Origin of the sequence: Oerskovia flava (assembly GCF_026163685.1) — a bacterium.
Classification (GTDB): domain Bacteria; phylum Actinomycetota; class Actinomycetes; order Actinomycetales; family Cellulomonadaceae; genus Oerskovia_A; species Oerskovia_A flava.
Genome location: NZ_JAOXSR010000001.1, coordinates 166,521 through 186,578, shown reverse-complemented (window position 1 = coordinate 186,578; position 20,058 = coordinate 166,521). Strand labels below are relative to the sequence as shown.

General features: G+C 74.6%; 15 protein-coding genes. 4 read left to right on the top strand and 11 right to left on the bottom strand.

From position 1 onward, the window contains the following. Positions 1 to 12: 12 nt before the first annotated feature. The gene (locus OHL10_RS00805) at positions 13 to 1,209 is read left to right on the top strand and encodes an ROK family transcriptional regulator (RefSeq protein WP_265520249.1); all 1,197 of its coding nucleotides are present in this window, start codon (positions 13 to 15) and stop codon (positions 1,207 to 1,209) included. A gap of 42 nt (positions 1,210 to 1,251) precedes the next feature. Here OHL10_RS00805 and OHL10_RS00800 read toward each other — a convergent pair whose 3' ends face one another. From OHL10_RS00800 to OHL10_RS00760, 9 genes are all read right to left on the bottom strand, one after another. Beyond that, a complete protein-coding gene (locus tag OHL10_RS00800; protein ID WP_265520248.1) occupies positions 1,252 to 2,631 on the bottom strand; it encodes an alpha-L-fucosidase in 1,380 nt (459 codons plus the stop codon). A gap of 41 nt (positions 2,632 to 2,672) precedes the next feature. After that, a complete protein-coding gene (locus OHL10_RS00795; protein ID WP_265520247.1) occupies positions 2,673 to 4,250 on the bottom strand; it encodes a M81 family metallopeptidase in 1,578 nt (525 codons plus the stop codon). Between the two features lie 136 nt (positions 4,251 to 4,386). Next, on the bottom strand, positions 4,387 to 5,139 hold the full coding sequence (locus OHL10_RS00790; RefSeq protein WP_265520978.1) for a copper homeostasis protein CutC: 753 nt from the start codon (positions 5,137 to 5,139) through the stop codon (positions 4,387 to 4,389). 184 nt (positions 5,140 to 5,323) lie between these two features. Beyond that, positions 5,324 to 6,661 (bottom strand): NADP-specific glutamate dehydrogenase, encoded by a 1,338-nt coding sequence (gene gdhA / locus OHL10_RS00785; RefSeq protein WP_265520246.1) that lies wholly within the window; start codon positions 6,659 to 6,661, stop codon positions 5,324 to 5,326. A gap of 112 nt (positions 6,662 to 6,773) precedes the next feature. Next, the gene (locus OHL10_RS00780; protein ID WP_265520245.1) at positions 6,774 to 7,148 is read right to left on the bottom strand and encodes a hypothetical protein; all 375 of its coding nucleotides are present in this window, start codon (positions 7,146 to 7,148) and stop codon (positions 6,774 to 6,776) included. A gap of 118 nt (positions 7,149 to 7,266) precedes the next feature. After that, complete coding sequence (locus OHL10_RS00775; protein WP_265520244.1) at positions 7,267 to 8,334, bottom strand: endonuclease/exonuclease/phosphatase family protein; 1,068 nt, start codon at positions 8,332 to 8,334, stop codon at positions 7,267 to 7,269. 103 nt (positions 8,335 to 8,437) lie between these two features. Next, positions 8,438 to 10,837 (bottom strand): phosphoribosylformylglycinamidine synthase subunit PurL, encoded by a 2,400-nt coding sequence (purL, locus tag OHL10_RS00770; protein WP_265520243.1) that lies wholly within the window; start codon positions 10,835 to 10,837, stop codon positions 8,438 to 8,440. Between the two features lie 52 nt (positions 10,838 to 10,889). Next, positions 10,890 to 11,465 carry a hypothetical protein gene (locus OHL10_RS00765; protein ID WP_265520242.1) on the bottom strand — a complete coding sequence of 192 codons (576 nt, stop codon included), beginning with the start codon at positions 11,463 to 11,465 and terminating at the stop codon, positions 10,890 to 10,892. Next, positions 11,462 to 12,472: a LysR family transcriptional regulator gene (locus OHL10_RS00760; RefSeq protein WP_265520241.1), complete on the bottom strand. Its 1,011-nt coding sequence runs from the start codon at positions 12,470 to 12,472 to the stop codon at positions 11,462 to 11,464. Before OHL10_RS00760 ends, OHL10_RS00765 begins: the two co-directional genes overlap by 4 nt. 73 nt (positions 12,473 to 12,545) lie before the next feature. On the opposite strand from OHL10_RS00760, the gene OHL10_RS00755 reads away from it, so the two are divergent. The 3 genes from OHL10_RS00755 (at position 12,546) to OHL10_RS00745 (ending at position 15,989) form a co-directional block, all read left to right on the top strand. Continuing rightward, a complete protein-coding gene (locus OHL10_RS00755; protein WP_265520240.1) occupies positions 12,546 to 13,568 on the top strand; it encodes an EamA family transporter in 1,023 nt (340 codons plus the stop codon). Positions 13,569 to 13,614: 46 nt separating this feature from the next. Further along, complete coding sequence (mgtE, locus tag OHL10_RS00750) at positions 13,615 to 14,943, top strand: magnesium transporter (RefSeq protein WP_265520239.1); 1,329 nt, start codon at positions 13,615 to 13,617, stop codon at positions 14,941 to 14,943. Positions 14,944 to 15,176: 233 nt separating this feature from the next. After that, entirely contained in the window at positions 15,177 to 15,989 is an 813-nt protein-coding gene (locus tag OHL10_RS00745) for a DUF2599 domain-containing protein (RefSeq protein WP_265520238.1), read from the top strand. Here OHL10_RS00745 and OHL10_RS00740 read toward each other — a convergent pair. Both OHL10_RS00740 and cofG read right to left on the bottom strand, forming a co-directional pair. Beyond that, positions 15,887 to 17,500 carry a flavin-containing monooxygenase gene (locus OHL10_RS00740; RefSeq protein ID WP_265520237.1) on the bottom strand — a complete coding sequence of 538 codons (1,614 nt, stop codon included), beginning with the start codon at positions 17,498 to 17,500 and terminating at the stop codon, positions 15,887 to 15,889. The genes OHL10_RS00745 and OHL10_RS00740 overlap by 103 nt on opposite strands. After that, positions 17,497 to 19,962 (bottom strand): 7,8-didemethyl-8-hydroxy-5-deazariboflavin synthase CofG, encoded by a 2,466-nt coding sequence (gene cofG, locus OHL10_RS00735; protein ID WP_265520236.1) that lies wholly within the window; start codon positions 19,960 to 19,962, stop codon positions 17,497 to 17,499. Before cofG ends, OHL10_RS00740 begins: the two co-directional genes overlap by 4 nt. Positions 19,963 to 20,058: the final 96 nt, after the last annotated feature.

The following is a 20,058-nucleotide window of genomic DNA, read 5'->3' as shown; positions in this document are numbered from 1 at the left end:
GAAGGAACCACCATGACGTCGACCGGTCCGCTCCCCGTCCCGCGCGACGCCGCCGGGCAGGACGCCTCGGTGAGCTCGCAGATCGTTGCGCTCGTCTCCGCGGGTGTCGCCACGTCCCGCGCGGACCTCGCCCGCGAGCTGTCCCTCGCGCCGTCCACCATCTCCCTGCGCGTCCAGGAGCTCATGGACGCCGGCGTGGTCGACGACGGCGGGATCGGCGCCTCGCGCGGCGGACGGCGACCGCGCCTCCTGCGCATCCGTCCCGAGGGCGGGTACGTGCTCGCCGCCGACCTCGGCGGTGCCCACGCCCGGATCGGGGTCGTCGACCTGACGGGTGCCCTGCGCGCCGTGCAGGAGCTGCCCGTCGACGTCGCCGCCGGGCCCGCTCCCTCGCTGGAGTCCGTGCTCGCGGCGGCGCTCGACCTCGCCGCGACCGTCGGCCCGGTCACGACGCTGCGCGGCATGGCCGTCGGGCTGCCGGGCCCCGTGGACGTCGAGGCCGGGACTGTCGAGTCGCCCGCGCGCATGCCCGGCTGGAACGGCTTCGCGGTGACCCGGTGGCTGGAGGAGCGCGCCCAGGTCCCGGTCCTCGTCGACAACGACGTCAACCTCATGGCGCTGGGCGAGCACTTCGCGTCCCCCCGGCCCCTGCGCCACAGCGTCACGGTCAAGGCCGGTACCGGTATCGGCAGCGGGCTCATCGCGTCGGGCCAGCTGCACCGGGGCGCGAACGGTGCGGCCGGGGACATCACCCACTCCCGGGTCAGCGCGGCCGGGGAGATCCCCTGCTCGTGCGGCAAGCGCGGCTGCCTCGAGACCATCGCGTCCGGCGCTGCGATCGCCCGCGAGCTGCGCGAGCGTGGCATCGACGTGCGGTCGACCGCCGAGATCGTCGAGCGCGCCCGGGACGCCGAGCCCGAGGTCACGACGCTGGTCCGCGAGGCCGGGCGCCACCTCGGGGAGGTGCTGTGCACCGTCGTGAACTTCGTCAACCCCGACGCCGTCTTCCTCGGCGGCGCCCTGTCCACCCTCGAGCCGTTCGTGGCGATGGTGCGCAGCCAGCTCTACGAGGGCTGCCACCCGCTCGTGACGCAGAACCTCCTCATCACGCCCGCGACGACCGGGCCGGAGGCGGGGGTGATCGGCGGCGGGCGCCTGATCCTCCAGCACGTGCTCACCGACCCGGCCGCGCACCTGCTCGCGGACTGAGCGCCCGGCGGCCGGCCGCCGGGTGGTCGACCGGCCGGCCCGTCAGGCGGTCGCGACGCGCAGCACCACGGCGCTCTCGTCGCGCAGGCCGGCGGGCACCTCGAGCGCGCCGTCGGCGCGGCGGTGGGCGGTGGATCCGTCGACGAGCCAGCGCACCGGCCGGCCCGTGTCGAGCTCCGGGGCGAGCAGGACGCGACCGCGGCCCGGGTCCAGCACGTGCACGAACACCTCGCCGTCACGGCGGGTGTACGACACGCGGCTCGCCGTCGTGTCGGGTGCGCCCGTCACCGCGTGGGCCGGGGTGTCGCCGTGCCGCACCCACGGCCGGGTCCCGTAGACGGCCTCGCCGTTCGTCGCGAGCCAGCGACCGAGGTGCGCGAGGCGGTCACGCTGCAGCGGTGGGATCGAGCCGTCCGCGCGGGGCCCGACGTTGAGGAGCAGGTTCCCGTTCTTGCTCACCACGTCGACGAGCAGGTGGATGAGCTCGGTCTCCCCGATCGTGTGCTCGGGGCCCTCGGCCGCGTTGTAGCCGAACGACCACCCGAGGCCCCGCGTGGCCTCCCACGGCGTGGGCAGGATGTCGGGGACGTGCGTGTACTCACGCGTGAGGTAGCCGTGGACCGGCACGCCCCACCGGTCGTTCACCACCCCGTGGGGAACGGCCTCGAGGTACTCGCGGAACAGCGCGGCGAGGGCGTAGGGCGCACCGGACTTGCCGTCGTCGGGCCAGTCGATGTCGTTCCACAGCACGTCCGGGGCGAACCGGGTCACGAGCTCGCGCAGCTGCGCGGCCGCGTAGCGCGCGAACGCGGGGTCGTTGCGGCGCGAGCGGAACAGGTCGGTGGACGACTCGATCGGGGCGAGCTCGGAGACGTGCCAGTCCAGCGCCCCGGAGAAGTAGAGTCCGAGGCGGGCGCCGGCGGCGCGCGTGGCCTCGGCGATCTCGCGCACGAGGTCCCGGCGCGGGCCGCGCCGCACCGCGTTGAACGGGGTCGTGGACGTGTCCCAGAGCGCGAACCCGTCGTGGTGCTTGGTCGTCGGCACCACGTAGCGGCCACCCGCGTCGACGAGGTCGCCCACCAGCCGGGTCGCGTCGAACCCGGTGACGTCCCACCGGTCGGCCAGGTCCTCGTACGTCGTCCCGACGCCGTAGAGCTCCTCGTGCCGACGGCGCGTGGGGCTGCCGGTGATCCGCACGGTGTTGGCGTACCACTCGGCATACTGGTGGTGGGCGTAGGCGTCCTCCTCGGCGACGGTGCCCTCCGCGTGCGGTGTCCCCCAGGCCGGCACCGAGTAGATGCCCCAGTGGACGAAGAACCCGAGCTTGGCATCCCGGAACCACTCGGGGACGTGCAGGTCGGGGTACTGCGGGGCGTCGGCGCCCTCGAAGACGGGGCCGACACGGTGCTCGAAGGTGATCATCGGTGTCCTTGAAGATCCGGAGGGATACAAACGTCAGATGACTATGCGCCGCGGCGTCGCAGCACGGGCGTCAGGTCGGGGTCGGCCATGTCCGGGTCGAACGGGAACAGCGGTCGGACGACCTCCCGGTGGCCGAGCCGCAGCAGGTCCTGGTCGACGCCGCCCGGCGTGAGGGCGAGACGCCAGTCGGCCGCCAGGTCGTAGAGCTCCGGCTCGAGGTAGCCGATCTTCACGACGAGCACGTCCACGCGGTGCGGGTCGATCCCGAGCGCGGTGAAGTCCCGGAGGTGGTGGTAGGGCTTGCGCCGCTCGGTCACGATCGCGAAGAGCCCGCCGCGACGGATCACGACGACCGTGCCGCCGTCGGGGTCCCCGGGCGTGACGGAGTACACCTCACCGGCCAGCCGGACCGGCCCCCGCGACCGCCCGTCGACGCGCCCGCCCACGTGCACGTCCACATGCCCGCCGACCCCGGCGGCCTCGGCCACCGCGACCACGGCCGGGTCGAACACCGACGCGTGCACGACCGTGACGAGCCCGTCCTGCAGGCGCGGGTGCTCGAGGAGCTCGCCGAGGGTCCAGGTGACGTCGCCGGCGCCACCGGCGGTCGGGTTGTCGCCGGAGTCCGAGACGACGAACGGCCGAGGCGCGTCGGCGGGCCGACCGAGCGCCACGTCGAGGCACCGGTCGAGCGGCAGAGCCGGCGCGACGAACGCGAAGTCGCGCCGCGCGGCCCAGAACGCTTCGGCGAGCTCGCGCGCCTCGCGGGCGATCACCTCCTGGTCGTCGCCCGTGACGACGACGGCGGCCTGGCACCGCGGCTCGTCGGCCCAGGCGTACCCGATCCAGATACCTGCGTCGAGCACGCCGTCGAGCGCCTGCACGGCGGGAACCCGCTCGTAGAGGCCGAGCGCGGGCTCGATCCGGGTGCTCGTCTTCTCACCGGGCAGCAGCACCGGTACCTGGACCCACGCCTGCCAGGGGCGACGGGCGACCGGGTCGGTGCCGTGCGCCCCGCGCAGGCGCTCGAGCAGGTGGTGGACGGCCCGTTCGCGGGTGTTGACCTCGTCCTCGTGCGGGGCCATCCGGTAGCAGGTGAGGAGATCGACCTGCTGGGCGAGCTCGGCCGAGACGTTGCCGTGCAGGTCCATCGAGGCCGAGACGAGGGTGTCCGGCCCGAGCGCGGCGCGCACGGCCGTCGCCAGGTCGGCCTCGGCGTCCGCCATCCCGACGACGCTCATAGCCCCGTGGAGGTCGAGGTACATCCCGTCGAGAGGTCCGTGCCGGTCGGTCTCGGCGACGATCCCGGCGACGATCTCGTCGCGCATCGCGCGGTAGACGTCGGCGTCGACCGCGCCTCCGGGCAGCGAGCGGCCGTGCAGGAGCGGTACCCACCGGGCGGCGTCACCGCGGGGGGTGCCCGGCGCGAGGAACTCGTACCGGTCGAGGAGCTCGCTCCCCCGCCGGACGCGGAACGCCTCCCACCCGCTCACGTGCGGGGAGAACGTGCTCGACTCGATCGCGATCCCGGCGATCGCGATGCGCGGCTGCTCGAGCCCGTCCGGGTGGACGGGCCCGAGCGGCGGTGACCAGACGGCCGAGGCCAGGGGCTGCGTCATGGGAGGCTCCTCGGGGCTCGCAGCAGATCTTCGGTCGATCTCGATTAAAGATCCGATGTATCGGGCAACAGACTCGCACTATAGCCCGTGAGCACGCCGAATCGCCACAAGACATCCGATGTCTAGCGAGAAGTGCTCAGACGGGCTGCGAACCCGCCGCGACCCCGGCGTCCGCGAGCGCCGTCGCGGCGGCGAACGCCACGCGCGGGTCGGTCACCTCGTAGCCGTCGTCGCCCCCGCCGCCCGGACCGCCGTCGTCGGCCACGGTCGCCTTGGCCGAGAGGTGGATGGCGTCCACCCCGGCGGCCACGAGGTCGGGAACGTCCTCGATCCGCACGCCGCCCCCGGCCATGACCTGGATCCGGCCGTCAGCGTGCTGCGCCATGAGCCGCAGCCGCTCCAGCCCGTCGATGCTGCGGGCGGCGCCACCCGACGTCAGGACACGGGTCACGCCGAGCTCGACCAGCAGGTCGAGCGCGGTCACGACCGCGGCCTCGCCCGCCACGACGTCGATCGCCCGGTGGAAGGTGACCTCCCGGCCGTCGGCCGCGGCCACGAGCGCGCGGACGGCCCCCTCGTCGACGAGACCGTCGGGCGTGAGCGCGCCGACCACCACCCCGTGGACCCCGGCGGCGACGGCGGCCTTGACGTCCCGCACCTGGATCTCCAGCTCAGCCGCGGAGTAGACGAAGCCGCCGGGGCGGGGCCGCACCAGCGGGTGCACCTCGACGCCGGCGTCCGCGGCGGCGAGGGTCGCCTCGATCAGTCCCATGCTCGGCGTGATCCCGCCTGTCGCGCCCAGCGCGGAGCACAGCTCCACGCGCAGCGCCCCGACCTCGGTGGCGACCTGCGCGCCGGCAGGGTCCTGCACCGCGAGCTCGAGCGCCACCGTGGTGGCGTCCTGCCCGGCCTGGCCGTCGTCCTGGCCACCGGCCGGTCCGTCCACCAGGCCGTCGTTCCGCACGTCGTTCTGCACCGTTGCCGCTCCCACCGTCAGGCCGGGGCTCTCGCACAGGCCCCGGGCTCCGGTCAGCGTAGACGACCTCCGGTGCAGAAGACCGTCGGACGACCGCTCAGACGACCCCGAGGGCGAGCATGGCGTCGGCGACCTTGGTGAAGCCCGCGATGTTCGCACCGGCCACGTAGCTGCCGGGCGTGCCGTACTCGTCCGCGGTCTCGAGGCAGCGGTCGTGGATGCCCGCCATGATCTGGGCGAGACGGTCCTCGGTGTGCTCGAACGTCCACGAGTCGCGCGACGCGTTCTGCTGCATCTCGAGGGCCGACGTCGCCACTCCCCCGGCGTTCGCGGCCTTGCCCGGGGCGAAGAGCACCTTCGAGTCCTGCAGGAGGGCTGCGGCCCGGCGCGTCGTGGGCATGTTGGCGCCCTCGGCGACCGCGATCACACCCTGGGAGAGCAGGCGCTTGGCCTGGTCCTCGTCGAGCTCGTTCTGCGTCGCGCAGGGCAGGGCGACGTCGGTCGGGACGTCCCAGATGCTGCCACCGGCGACGAACGCCGCGCCCTGGCGGCGCTCGGCGTAGTCGGCGACGCGTCCGCGCTCGCGCTCCTTGACGTCGCGCAGCAGCTCGACGTCGATGCCCCGCTCGTCGACGACGTAGCCGGCGGAGTCGGAGCAGGCGATCACCCGCGCACCGAGCTCCTGCGCCTTGGCGATCGCGTGCACCGCGACGTTGCCGGACCCCGAGACCACGACCCGCAGGCCGTCGAGGGAGCGTCCGTGCGCCGCGAGCATCCGCTCGGTGAACAGCACGGTGCCGAACCCGGTGGCCTCGGTCCGCACGAGCGACCCGCCCCAGGTGACGCCCTTGCCGGTCAGCACCCCCGACTCGTAGCGGTTGGTGATGCGCTTGTACTGCCCGAAGAGGTACCCGATCTCCCGGCCGCCCACACCCGTGTCCCCTGCCGGGACGTCGGTGTGCTCGCCGAGGTGGCGGTAGAGCTCGGTCATGAACGACTGGCAGAACCGCATGATCTCGCCCTCGGACCGGCCGCGCGGGTCGAAGTCGGCGCCGCCCTTGCCGCCGCCCAGTGGCATCCCCGTGAGCGAGTTCTTGAAGACCTGCTCGAAGCCCAGGAACTTGACGATCCCGAGGTAGACCGACGGGTGGAACCGCAGCCCGCCCTTGTAGGGGCCGAGCACCGAGCTGAACTCGACCCGGAAGCCCCGGTTGATGCGGACCTGGCCCGCGTCGTCCACCCACGGCACCCGGAAGATGATCTGCCGCTCGGGCTCGCACATCCGCTCGAGCACGGCGGCCTCGACGTACTGCGGGTGCTTGCGCAGCACCGGCCCGAGCGAGTCGAAGACCTCGCGCACCGCCTGGTGGAACTCGGTCTCGCCGGGGTTGCGGGCGATCACCTCGTCGAACGCGGACTGCAGCCTGGCGTCCATGGAGCCTCCTTCTCGCGGGGCCACCGTCGCGGACGCGGGCGTGGCCCGCCTCCCGAGGACGCTACGACGTCGTGCACGCTTCCGGTACAGGCGTCCCACTACAGGAGACGGCTCACCAGGACCAGCCGCGAGCACTCAGCTCGAGCTCCTCCCGGAAGCGCTCGTCGTCCCCGACGCGCAGCCCGGCGCGCAGCGGGACGTCCTCCACCGGCAGGCCCGTGAGACGGCAGGCGTCGCGCAGCAGCGCGTCGTACGCACCCTGGACGGCGAGGTAGTGGTGCGCCCGGCCGTAGAGCACGGGATCCTGCTCGATCCGGCGCATCTCGTCCGCGAGCTCGCTGAGGCGGACCTGGAGCTCGAGCGTGACGATCGGGTCGATCTCTTCGCCACCACGTGTCCTGGCACGGGTCCCGGCGGGCTGCGTCCAGCGCGCGGCGATGCGGGCGGCCGCTCGGGCCGCTCCGTCGACCAGGAAGAGCCACGTCATCGTCGCCGTCCTCTGCACGCAGGGTTCCTTCGATCGTACGGTCGAAGGTCGCGCGTTTCCAGGGATCGAGGCGGGCCCGCAGCACCCGCGCCGGTCAGCAGGCGCCGCCCACCCGCCCTCAGGACGAGGCGGGCACCTGCACCGTCACGGCGAGCGCCTTGTGGTCGGAGCCGGGCACGGTGAGGGAGACGACGTCGTCGATCGCCATGGTCCGCTCGGTCACCACGTGGTCGAGGTCGAGCAGCGGGAGGTTACCCGCACCGTGCGACCAGGAGAGGTTCAGCCCGTGCCCCGCGGTGCGGGTGGCGTCGTGGAACCGGTCGCCGAGGAGCGCCCGGAACGAGGCGTGGTCGTGGGTGGCGTTGAAGTCGCCCGCGAGGATCTGCGGGGTGTCGTCGGCGTGGGCGCGCTCGGCGAGCAGCGCGGTCTCCTCGTGCCACACGTGCGTGATCTCGGGCAGCGGCGGGACGGGGTGGACCGCCGTGACGCGCACCGGCGTGCCCCCGACGTCCACGAGGGCGGACGGCATGGCGAACGTCGAGAACTCGGTCGTGTCGGGGTCGTGGAGCTCGGTCGCGCTCCACAGCCCGCTGCCCGCTGATCCGGTCCCCACCTTGGCGTCCACGTGGTGCGGCAGGACGTCCGCGATACCGGCGGCCTCGAGCCGTGCCTCGAAGTCCGTCGTCAGCTCGACGACCGTCAGCACGTCGACGTCCTGCTCGTGGACCATCCGCACGACCGCAGCGGCGTCCGCCTGCCCGAAGTACGCGTTGACCGCCAGGACCCGGACCGTGGGGCCGGCGTCGGGGTCGATCCCCGGGCCGGGGACGACGAACGGGACCAGCCAGGCCGCGTACGCGACGGTCGCCACGCCCAGCAGGCCGGCGAGGGCCCGGCGCCGGGCCACCAGCGCCGCCACGAGCACCACGACCGCGCCCAGCGCCGCCCACGGCGTGACCCCGACGACCTGCGCGAGCGGGGTGACGCCGTCGTACGGGACCGCGCGGACCACCGCGACCCCCACGACGGGGACCGCCGCCGCCCAGAGCACAAGACCCAGCGGACGCCCGCCCGGGCGCCGACGCCGCGACGAGCCGTCCGCGCGCACGACGGGGGCTGCCACCACGGGGGCCGGCGAGGAGGGTGACGGCGCGGAGGACGTCGGGACGGACCGGTCGCTGCTCATGCGCGCAGGATGTCAGGTCGGACCGGCGTGGCGGGCGCCGGGACGCCCCTCTTCACAGGACCTCCCGCGGAACGACGTGATCGCTCCGCGGGAGTGCCCCGGTTCAGCCGAAGATGCCCGGCAGGGTCGCGCGGAAGGCCGCGTCGGCCTCGTCGAGGCCGATCGTGAACAGGCCCTCGATCTCGAGCGCCTCGCCCGTCTCGGACGCCTGCGCGGGGTCGGTGCCGGTCTCGCCGATCTTCAGGTACGGCACGCCGCGCGCGACGCACGCGTCGACGAGCTGCGACTCGGCGCTGCGGCCGTTCGCGTGCGGCACCGCGACGAGCACGCGGGCCGTCGACTCGGAGAACAGCGCCTCGAAGGGGGTGACGCCGTCACGCTGGGCGATGCCGTCGATCGAGACCTTGGCGCCGACGCCGAAGCGCAGCGACGCCTCGAGCAGACCCTGGACGAGCCCGCCCTCGGACAGGTCGTGCGCGGCGGTGACGAGGTCGTCGCGGCTCGCGTTGACGAGCACCCCGGCGAGCGCCTTCTCCGCGGCGAGGTCCACGCGCGGCGGGACACCGCCGAGGTGGGAGTGCACGACGTCGGCCCACGCCGACCCGTCGAGCTCGCCTCGGGTCGTGCCGAGCAGGAAGATCGACTCCCCCGCCTCGCGCCAGCCCGAGGGCGTGGCGTGCGCGACGTCGTCCAGCACACCGAGCACCCCGACGACGGGGGTGGGGTGGATGGACGAGTCGATCTGCCCGGCCTCGCCGGTGCCGTTGTACAGGGAGACGTTGCCGCCGGTGACGGGGACGCCGAGCTCGGCGCAGGCGTCGGCGAGGCCCTCGATCGCCTCGACGAGCTGCCACATCGAGTCCGGGTCCTCGGGCGAGCCGAAGTTCAGGCAGTCCGTGACCGCGAGCGGCCGGGCGCCCGTCGTGGCGACGTTGCGGTACGCCTCGGCGAGCGCGAGCTGGGCGCCGGTGCGGGGGTCGAGCTTGCCGTACCGGCCGTTCGCGTCGGTCGCGAGCGCGACGCCGAGCCCGGTGGACTCGTCGACGCGGATCACGCCCGAGTCGTCGGGCTGCGCGAGCGCGGTGTTGCCCTGGACGAACCGGTCGTACTGGTTCGTCACCCACTCCTTGGAAGCGAGGTTCGGGGAGGCGAGCAGGCGCAGCGCGGTGGCGCGCAGCTCGTCGGCCGAGGACGGGCGCTCGAGGCGCGCCGCGCCGTCGGGCCCCGAGACCGTGTCGGCGTTGAGGCCGTCCTGCCACGCCGGGCGCGCGTAGGGGCGGTGGTAGACCGGGCCCTCGTGGGCGACCGTCTTGGGGTCGACGTCCACGATCCGCTGGCCGTGGTGGTCGATCGTCAGTCGGCCGGAGCCGTTGACCTCGCCGATGACGGCGGTCTCGACGTCCCACTTCGCCGTGATGGCGAGGAACTCGTCGAGCTTGTCGGGCGCGACGACCGCCATCATGCGCTCCTGCGACTCCGACATGAGGATCTCGCCGGCGTTGAGCGTCGGGTCGCGCAGCAGGACGTCGTCGAGCCACACGTGCATCCCGCCGTCACCGTTGGAGGCGAGCTCGCTCGTCGCGCACGAGATGCCCGCGGCGCCGAGGTCCTGGATGCCCTCGACGACCTTCGCGGCGTAGAGCTCGAGGCAGCACTCGATGAGCACCTTCTCCATGAAGGGGTCACCGACCTGCACGCTCGGGCGCTTGGCGGGGACACCGTCCTCGAACGTCTCCGACGCGAGGATCGACGCGCCGCCGATGCCGTCGCCGCCCGTGCGCGCACCGAAGAGGATGACCTTGTTGCCGGTACCCGACGCGTTGGCGAGGTGGATGTCCTCGTGGCGCAGGACGCCGAGGCACAGCGCGTTGACGAGCGGGTTGCCCTGGTAGGACGCGTCGAAGACGAGCTCGCCGCCGATGTTCGGCAGGCCGAGGGAGTTGCCGTAGCCGCCGACGCCGCTCACGACGCCGTGCACCACGCGCGCCGTGTCAGGGTGGTCGACGGCGCCGAAGCGCAGCTGGTCCATGACGGCGACCGGGCGCGCGCCCATCGAGATGATGTCGCGCACGATGCCGCCGACGCCCGTCGCGGCGCCCTGGTAGGGCTCGACGAACGACGGGTGGTTGTGCGACTCCACCTTGAACGTCACGGCCCAGCCGTCACCGATGTCGACGACGCCCGCGTTCTCACCGATGCCGACGAGCAGGTGCTGCTTCATCTCGTCGGTCGTCTTCGCGCCGAACGTGCTCAGGTGCACCTTCGAGGACTTGTAGGAGCAGTGCTCCGACCACATGACCGAGTACATTGCGAGCTCCGCGGCCGTGGGACGACGCCCCAGGATGTCGCGGATGCGCTGGTACTCGTCGGGCTTGAGGCCGAGCTCGGCGAACGGCTGGACCTCGTCGGGCGTGGCGGTGGCGTGCTCGACGGTGTCGAGCGTCGGACGAGCAGCCGGACGCGCGGCGGGGCGTGCGGAAGCCTGGGGTGCCTGGGCAGTCATCGGTTCCCTCGGGTGGGCGCGGAAGGGGGCGCACGACGGCGCGGGGCCCAGTCTACCGGGGCGTGCCGAAGCGCTCGGCACCCTTCCAGGCGAAGGGCTCGAGCGCTGCCAGCGCCCCCGCCACGACCGCGGACGCGAGCGCGACCCGCGTGTGCGGGAGGCGGGTCCCACGGGCGCGGAGCCGCTCGCCGCGCCGGTAGAGCCACTTCTCGCCCGCGACCGCGAGCGCCACCGACCCCGCCACGACGCCGAGCGTCGCCGCGCCGATCGCCACCGGGGACGGGCCGGTCTCCCGGCCACGTCCCGTCGTGTCCGCGTCAGGCTCCTCGCGCTCGGGCACCGAGACAGCAGGGTCGGCGGTCGGGTCGGCGGGCAGGGTCTCGCGCAGCGACCCGAACGCCTCGCGGGCGCGGCGGCCCTCGATCGTCGACGTGGTGGACAGGACGCCGCCCGCGACGAGCACCCCCGTCTTCAGCAGGGCGCGCGCACCCCGGTGCCGGACGACGTCCGGCACGGCGTACCAGGCGAGCGTCGTGAGTCCCGTGATCGCGATCGCCCGCGGGTCGACGGGGTGCTCGGTCGAGAGCTCGCCGTCCGGGCCGGTCGTCGTGCGCGCCTCGTTCGTCATGCCACCTCCACGTCGTCGCGCGGCTCCCGGCCGCGCGTCCTGGTCCTCCGGGTCGTCTCTGTCGTGTCCTCGTCCAACGGCCGGGGGCGGTCGCGAGTTCCGCCCGCGGACGACCCGACGACGTCCCGCAGGCTCTCGCGCAGGTATCGCACCGCGGGGGCGGCCGTCATGGTCGCGCGCCAGACGGCGCTGACGGGCCGGGTCGGCACCGGTTCGCCGACCGGCACGGCGACGACCTCGGCCGGCAGGGGCCCGCGGCCGAGCCGGGGCACGAGCGCGACGGCGAGGCCGCGCGCCACGAGCTCGACGTGCGAGGCGAACTCCAGCGACCGGAAGTCGATGCGCGGCACGCGGGCCTCGCGCGCGAACATGTGGCAGAACCACTCGTAGCAGATCGTCCCGTCGGGCGTGCAGACCCACGTCTCGTCGAGCAGGTCACGCGGGACGAGCCGGTCACGGGCGGCGAGCGGGCTCTCACGGTGGACCAGCACGTCCGCCTCGTCGCGGAAGAGCTCCTCCGAGCGCAGCGCGGGCGGGATCGCGAGGCCCACCCCCTCCCAGCGGTGCACGAGCGCCAGGTCGAGCCGGCCCGCCGCGACCTCGGCGACGGCGTCCCACGGCTCGACCTCGCGCACGACGAGCCGCAGGTCGTGGGCGTCGGCGCGCACGACCTGGACGAGGGGCGCCACGATCCCGCGCACGGCCGTGGAGAACGCCCCGAGCCGCACGGTCCCCGACGGGCGTTCCCCCGCGGCGTGCAGCCGCGAGCGCAGGGACTCGACCTGGTCCCGCAGCGTCCGGCCCTCCTCGACGACACGGCGGCCGGCGGCGGTGAGGACGACGCCGCGACCGGCGCGGTCGAGCAGGCGCGTGTCGAGGTCGCGCTCGAGCCGCTTGATCTGCTGGGAGACGCCGGACGGGGTGAAGCCGAGGTCCGCCGCCGCCCCGTGGACGGAGCCCGCGCGCTCGACGGCGATGAGCGCCTCGACGGCACCGAGATCGATCATGCAGCGATGCTACCGAGAACACGGCACGAATACTCGCTGGACGTGCACGGTCGCGTGGCCGCAGGATCGGGGCATGCCCCTGCGCCACACCCTCCTCGCCGTGCTGGTCGCCGTCGTGTGGGGCGCGAACTTCGTGGTGATCGACCTCGGGCTCGGCGACGTCCCGCCGACGCTGTTCCTCGCGATGCGCTTCGTCGCCGTCCTGGTGCCCGCGGTCTTCCTCGTCCCCCGCCCGGCGGCGCGCTGGCGCGACGTCCTGCTCGTCGGGGCCTTCATGAGCCTGGGGCAGTTCGGGCTGCTGTACACGGCGCTGGCGCTCGGGATGCCGCCCGGTCTCGCGTCGCTCGTCCTGCAGGCGCAGGTCGGGCTGACCGTGCTGTTCGCCGCGATGGCGCTGCGCGAGGTGCCGACGCGCGCCCAGCTCGTCGGCGTCGTCGTCGGCGGCGCCGGGCTCCTCGTCGTCGGCCTCGGGCGCAGCGCGGCGACACCGGCCCTGGCGTTCGTGCTCACGCTCGCGGCGGCGGCCTCGTGGGCGATCGGGAACGTGATCTCCCGCCGGACGGGGAGCGCGCGCCCTGCCGTCGCCGGCACCGCCCTGCCCACCGAGCCGGCCGCGCTGGCAGGGCTCTCGATGACGGTCTGGTCGGCGCTCGTCGTCCCGGTGCCGATGGTCGCGCTGTCGCTCGTCGTCGACGGGCCCGCCGCGGTGGGTCACGCGCTGACCCACCTCACGCTCGCGCCGCTGCTGTCCACGGCGTACACGGCCTGGCTGGCCAGCCTGGTGGGCTACGGCATCTGGAACACGCTGCTCGGCCGCTACCCGGCGTCGGCGGTCGTGCCGTTCACCATGCTGGTCCCCGTCGTGGGGATCCTCATGGCATGGTGGGTCCTCGGCGAGGTCCCGAACGCCGCGGAGGCCGGCGGCGGCGCGGTGCTGCTCCTCGGCGTCGCGATCACGACCCTCCGACGACGTCGCCGCCACCGGGCGCGGACGCTCCCGAGCGGCGCCGGCGAGCAGGTGGAGGGATCGGGTCGAGGTCCGGACGGCCGTGCCGGTGTCACGGGCGTCCGGGCGGGCGCCGACCTCGGGCAGTAGGGTCGTCGCGGCAGCCAGCCAGCACCCCGACCGGAGGAGGAGCGTCGTGCCGCACCCCGAGCACCCCGAGCACCCCGGCTCGCCCGACCTCCCGTCCCTGCAGGCGAGGCTGGCGGCGCTCGACGTGCCCGACGTCGTCGACGAGCTCGGCCGGATGGGTCGCGGCGACCGCGCGGTGGCGTTCCGGCTGCTGCCGAAGGGGCGGGCGTTCGAGGTCTTCGAGGACCTCGACCCCGCGCTGCAGCGCGAGCTGGTCGCGGCGCTGCGGGACGAGGCGACGGCGGAGATCTTCGCCGAGCTCGACCCGGACGACCGAGCCCCGCTCCTCGACGAGCTCCCGGCCGGTGTCGCGACGAAGCTCCTGGCGGGGCTGACGCCCCGCGAGCGCGCGGCGACGACCGTCCTGCTCGGCTACCCCGAGGACAGCGCCGGGCGCCGGATGTCGCCCCAGGTCGCCGCGCTGCCGAGCGGCGTGACGGTCGCGGAGGCGCTGGACCGCCTGCGCGGCCTCGGGGACGAGGTGGAGACGATCTACTCCGTGCCCGTCGTGGGCCCGGGCCGGCGGGTCGACGGCGTGGTCTCCCTGCGCCGCCTGCTGCTGAGCGACCCCGACGCACGCGTCGACGACGTCATGTCCGAGCCGACGACCGTGCGCGCCACGGACGACCAGGAGGACGCGGCGAACGTCGTGCGCGACGGCGGGTACGTCGGCGTCCCGGTCGTCGACGACGAGGACCGGCTGCTCGGCATCCTCACCGTGGACGACGCGATGCGCGTGCTCGAGGCCGAGGACGACGAGGACTCCGCCCGCGTGGGCGGCTCGGAGCCGCTGCGCCGCCCGTACCTCTCGGTCTCGGTGCTCGGCCTCGTCCGGACCCGGATCGTGTGGCTGTTCGCGCTCATCGTCGCCGCGACCCTGACGGTCGGGGTGCAGAGCCATTTCGAGGCGGAGCTGGACGCCGTCGTCGCCCTCGCGCTGTTCATCCCGCTCCTCATCGGCACGGGCGGCAACGCGGGCTCGCAGGCCGCGACGACGGTCGTGCGGGCCATGGCGGTCGGTGACGTCCGACCGATCGACCTGGCGCGGGTGGTGGGCCGCGAGCTGCTCACCGGCCTGCTCCTCGGCCTCACCCTCGCCCTGGTCGGGTTCGGCCCGGCAGCGCTGGTGGCGGGCACCGACATCGCCGCCGTCCTCGCCCTGACGGTGGTGTGCGTGTGCGCGCTGGCCACGACGGTCGGCTCCACCGTCCCGATGGTCGCCCGCCGCGTCGGCATCGACCCCGCCATCGTCTCCGCGCCCTTCATCTCGACGTTCGTCGACACGACGGGCCTCATCATCTACTTCTCGGTCGCGAAGGCGATCCTCGGGATCTAGACGTCCCCGCGACATCGACCCGGAGCACCCGTCAGGACGACAGCGTGGCCAGCCGTACCGAGGCGACCCTAGATCTCCCGGGAGCCGCGCACCCACCCTCCACGGGGACGTGACCACCCGTCCGCAGTCGTGACGGGCGGGCCTGGTGCACGATGCTGCGGCCGTCCGGTCGTGCCGGGTTCGGCTCCGGGTGGAGCGACCGGGGCCTGAGCCGCATCGGGCAGGATGGGCGGGTGCCTCTCGACCCCCGCCGCCGGATCCTCGCGACGCCGGTGCTCGCCGCCTGCGCGCTCGCCCTGTTGGGCGGCTGCGGCTTGCTGCCCGACGACGGCGCGGACCCCGGCCCCGCGGCCTCCTCGGGCGCGGGGTCGCCGACGGACGACGACACGTCCACCGGCACGGGCACGGACCCGGCCGAGTCGGCCGGGCGGACGACGGTCACGCTCGACGACGTCGAGCTGGTGATCCGGCTGCCGGAGGAGTCGGTGTCCACGGACGTGCAGGACGACGGGTCGGTCGTCCTCGAGCTCGCGGTGCCCGACTCCGCACCCGTCGCCGTCGAGGTCGGCTCCCCCGCCGGCGCCACCGTGCAGGTCCACCCGGACCGGTCCGTCACGCTGCTCGACGAGACGCTCGACGAGGCGGTGGTCGGCGGGCTCGCGCCCCTCTCGGGCGGGACCGTCGAGGCGACCGGCGACGCCGGCGTGGACCTCGTGCCGTGGGACGAGAGCACGACGCTGCGCACTCGGCTCGGGACGGACGCCGTGGTGAGCGCCGAGTGGCGCGACGGTCAGGCGGAGGGCGAGGGCGGCCGGTCGCTCGCCGTCGACCCCACGTCCTGGGCGCGCGGGGCCGGGGACGCCGGGATCGACGCGATCTGGTCCCGGCTGGTCGCGCTCGAGCCGGAGGCCGACTCCTCGACGATGGCCGACCAGCTGCGCTGTCACGCCCTCGGCGCACCCGACAAGGCGACGTGGAACCTCGAGCCCTGGCGGCCCGACGTCGGGCTGGTCGCGGTGCTCGCGGCACGCTGCAACCCGGCCTGAAACACGGCGGGGTCGAACCGCGCGTTGCGCTCCCGGAACTGCGTCCCGGTGCCGGGCCACACGAGCGTCACCCGCCCGGTCTCCTCGTCCCGGTACCAGCTCGTGCAGCCGCCGGTGGCCCACACCATCGACGCGAGCCGGGAGTCCATCTCCTGGGTGTAGGCCTCCTGCGCCTCCAGGGGCACGTCGAGCGTGCCGCCGTGCGCGCGCAGGTGCGCGAGCGCACCGAGGACGTAGTCGACCTGCGCCTCGATCATGACGATCGCGGAGTTGTGCCCGAGCGTCGCGTGCGGGCCGTTGAGGACGAAGAGGTTGGGGAAGCCGTGCACCACGGTCGACGCGAACGAGCGCATGCCGTCCGACCACGCCTCGTCGAGCCGTAGGCCACCGCGCCCGTGGACTCCCCGCGCGTACGGCGGGCGGGTCGAGCGGAACCCGGTCGCCCAGACGATGACGTCGAGCCCGTGGGTCGCCAGCTGGGTCGCCTCCGTCGCCGTGGGATCGTCGTCGCCGACGACGATCCCGTCGGGGACCACCGCGCGCAGCGGCCGCGTCTCCAGCCGGACGTTCGGCCGCGCGAGCGCCGGGTAGTAGTCGTCGGAGAACACGATGCGCTTGCACCCGATCTCGTAGTCCGGCACGAGGGCGCGGCGCAGCGCCGGGTCGGGCACCTGGGACCGCAGGTGGTCGAGCGCGGCGGACCGCACGCCCGCCACGGCGGCCGGGTCACCCGTGCGGGCCTGGTGCCCCTCCTCGGCGGCGGCGAACAGCTCGGCGCGCACCCGCTCGTACGCCGCGGGGTCGTCGGCGAGCGCCGCGGCCTCGGCCTCGTCGACCGGCCGGTCCTCGCGCGGCAGCACCCAGGGCGCGCTGCGCTGCACGACGACGACCTCCCGGGCGACAGCCGCCACCTCGGGCAGGATCTGGGCGGCCGACGCTCCCGTGCCCACGATCCCGACGCGCGCACCCGCGAGGTCGCCCGCCCGGAGCCCGGTCGGCCACCGGGCCGAGTGGAAGGCGCGCCCGGCGAACGAGGCCGACCCGGCGACGTCGGGCAGGCGCGGCTCGTGGAGCCGGCCGGCGGCCAGGACGAGGGCGCGCGCCGTGCACGTGCCGCGGCTCGTGCTGACCTGCCAACGCTCGGTGCTCTCGTCCCAGCGCGCGTCGAGGACGTCGGTGCGCAGGTGCACGTGCGCGAGCACGTCCTCCTCCCGGGCGCTCGTGCGCAGGTACTCGAGGATCTCCGCGCCGGGGGCGAACCGGCGCGACCAGCGCGAGGGCGGCCGGAACGAGTACGAGTACAGGTGCGAGGGGATGTCGCACGCGACCCCGGGGTAGGTGTTGTCGCGCCACGTCCCGCCCACGTCGTCCCCGCGCTCGAGGACGACGTACGACGCCGCGCCCTCGCGCTGGAGCCGGATCGCGGTGCCCAGGCCGGCGAACCCCGCGCCGACCACGGCGACGTCGACGTCCGTCCCGTCGAGGGCGCCCGGAGCGGGGTGCGGCGTCACGCGTCCTCGTAGAGGGTCGTGCGCCGGCGCAGCGTGCGGCCGAGCTCGCCGGCCGTCGCGGCGACGTCGTCCACCGTGAGCGAGCGCCCGGTCTCCGCGCCGGACCCGGCGAGCGACCCGCCGTCGAGCAGCAGCCCGCCCAGGTCGTCGGCGCCGCCGGCGAGGACGAGCCGCGCCCCGTCGAGACCCAGCTTGGTCCAGGCCGCCTGCACGTGGTCCACCCGACCGTGCAGCAGGATCCGGGCGACGGCGTGCACGGCCCGGCTCTCCCGCAGGCTCGGCCCGGGGCGCGCGACGCCCCGCAGGTCGACGGGCGACTCGACGGGCACGAACGGCATCGCGATGAGCTCGGTGAACCCGCCGGTGGCGTCCTGGACGCGGGCGAGCGTGCGCAGGTGCGCGACGACCTGCGCCGGGGTCTCCACGTGGCCGTAGACCATGGTCGCGGTCGAGCGCAGGCCCGCCCGGTGGGCGCGGGTGATGACGTCGACCCACGTCGCGGCCGGCACGTCCGTCCCACCCGAGAGGACGGCCCGCACGTCGTCGTCGAGGATCCGCGCGGCGGTCCCCGGGACGCTGCCGAGACCCCGATGCCGCAGCTCGGCGAGCAGGTCGTCCAGCGGGAGGTCGAGGCGCGCGACGGCGTCGAGCAGCTCGGCGGGACGGAAGGCATGCAGGTGCACGGGGACCGGAGCGCCGTGCACGGCGTCGACCACGTCGAGGTACACCGACCCGGGCTCCCCCGGCGCCGGCGGCCCCTGCACGCAGATCTCGCGGGCGCCCAGGTCGGCCGTCTCGGCGACGAACCGCGCCACCTCCCCCGGGCCGAGCCGGCCGTCGGTCGGCGCGGGCTCCGCCGTGAGGAGGGTCCCGTCGAGGTTCCGGTTCACCACGTAGGTCAGGACGTCGCCCACGGCGTCGCGCCGCAGGGCGTCGGCCAGCGCGGCGAGCTCGGTGAGGTCGGCGTCGCGCGCCCCGAGGAGGGCGACGTACTCGTCGTCGCGCAGCCCGGCCGGGTCGGCCTCGGCGCGGCGGAGCGCGGAGCGCACGGCGGGGTCGGACGTGGCGCCCGCGCCCGACGCCGTCCCTCCCGCGAGACCTCCCACAGCACGTCCCGAGGTGCCGCCGTGGCCGGTGCCCCACGGCGCGGGCCGGTGCGCGGCGTCGGGCTCGCCCAGGCCGTCGGGGGCCGCGAGCGCGTCGACGTACGGGCGCACCCGCTCGTCGATCCACTCGCCGGGCGCCTGCCGGTCGGCGAGGACGTACTCGCGGTGGGCGGTGAGCCGCTCGCGCAGCGTGTAGCCGGTGCGTCGCGTGAGGCGGTCGAGGTCGTCGAGGTGCGGCCAGGGGCGCTCGGGGTTGACGTGGTCCGGGGTGAGCGGGCTGACGCCGCCCCAGTCGTCGATGCCGGCCCGCACGAGGAGGTGGAGCTCGTCCGGGTCCGTGAGGTTCGGGGGCGCCTGCACGTGCGCGGTGCGGCCGAGCACCAGGCGGGCGGTGGCGACGGCGGCGACGTACTCGCGTGTGCCGAGGTCGAGCTCGTCCTGCATCGCGGTCCGCGGCTTCGCACGGAAGTTCTGCACGATCGTCTCCTGGACGTTCCCGTACCGGTCGTGGGCCTCACGGATCGCGAACAGCGTGTCGGCACGGTCGGCGAGCGTCTCCCCGATCCCGAGGAGCAGCCCGGTGCTGAACGGCACCCGGGAGCGGCCGGCGTCCTCCAGGACCCGCAGCCGCACGGCCGGGTCCTTGTCGGGCGAGCCGTGGTGCGCGCCGCCCTTCTCGGCCCACAGGGCGCGCGACGTCGTCTCGAGCATCATGCCCATCGACGGCGCGTAGGGCCGCAGGCGCTGGATCTCCGCCCAGCTCATGACACCAGGGTTGAGGTGCGGCAGCAGACCCGTCTCCTCGAGCACGGCCTGCGCGGCGGCCCGCACGTAGTCGAGCGTCGAGGCGTACCCGTGGGCGTCGAGCCACTCGCGGGCCACCGGCCAGCGGTCCTCGGGGCGGTCCCCGAGCGTGAACAGCGCCTCCTTGCAGCCGAGCGCCGCACCCTCGCGCGCGACGTCGACGATCTGCTCGATGGTCATGAACACCGGCCTGCCGGCCGTCGCGAGCTTGCCGGGGGTGTCGACGAAGATGCAGTAGTGGCAGCGGTCGCGGCACAGCGTCGTGACCGGGATGAAGACCTTCTTCGAGTACGTGACGACCCCGGGCGTCCCGCGCTCGACCAGCCCGGCGTCCCGGACGCGCGAGGCCAGGTCGAGGAGCCCGTCGAGCTCGACCTCGTCCGCGGCCAGCAGCGCGGTCGCGTCCGCACGGTCCAGGTGCTCGGCGGTGTCACCACCTGCGTCGACGACGTCGCGCAGCCGGGCGAGGACCGCCGCGACGGCCGAGGACCGCGCGGGGACGGTCGGGACGGGAAGGGTGGTGACAAGTGGGGACGCGGGAGAAGTCGGCACGGGGCCTCCGGGGTCGCACGGCGGTGCTCCGCGGCGCGCAGGGCGCGCGGGTGCGGGATGGCGATGCTGCGGGGTGCCTCACGGAGAGGAGGGCCC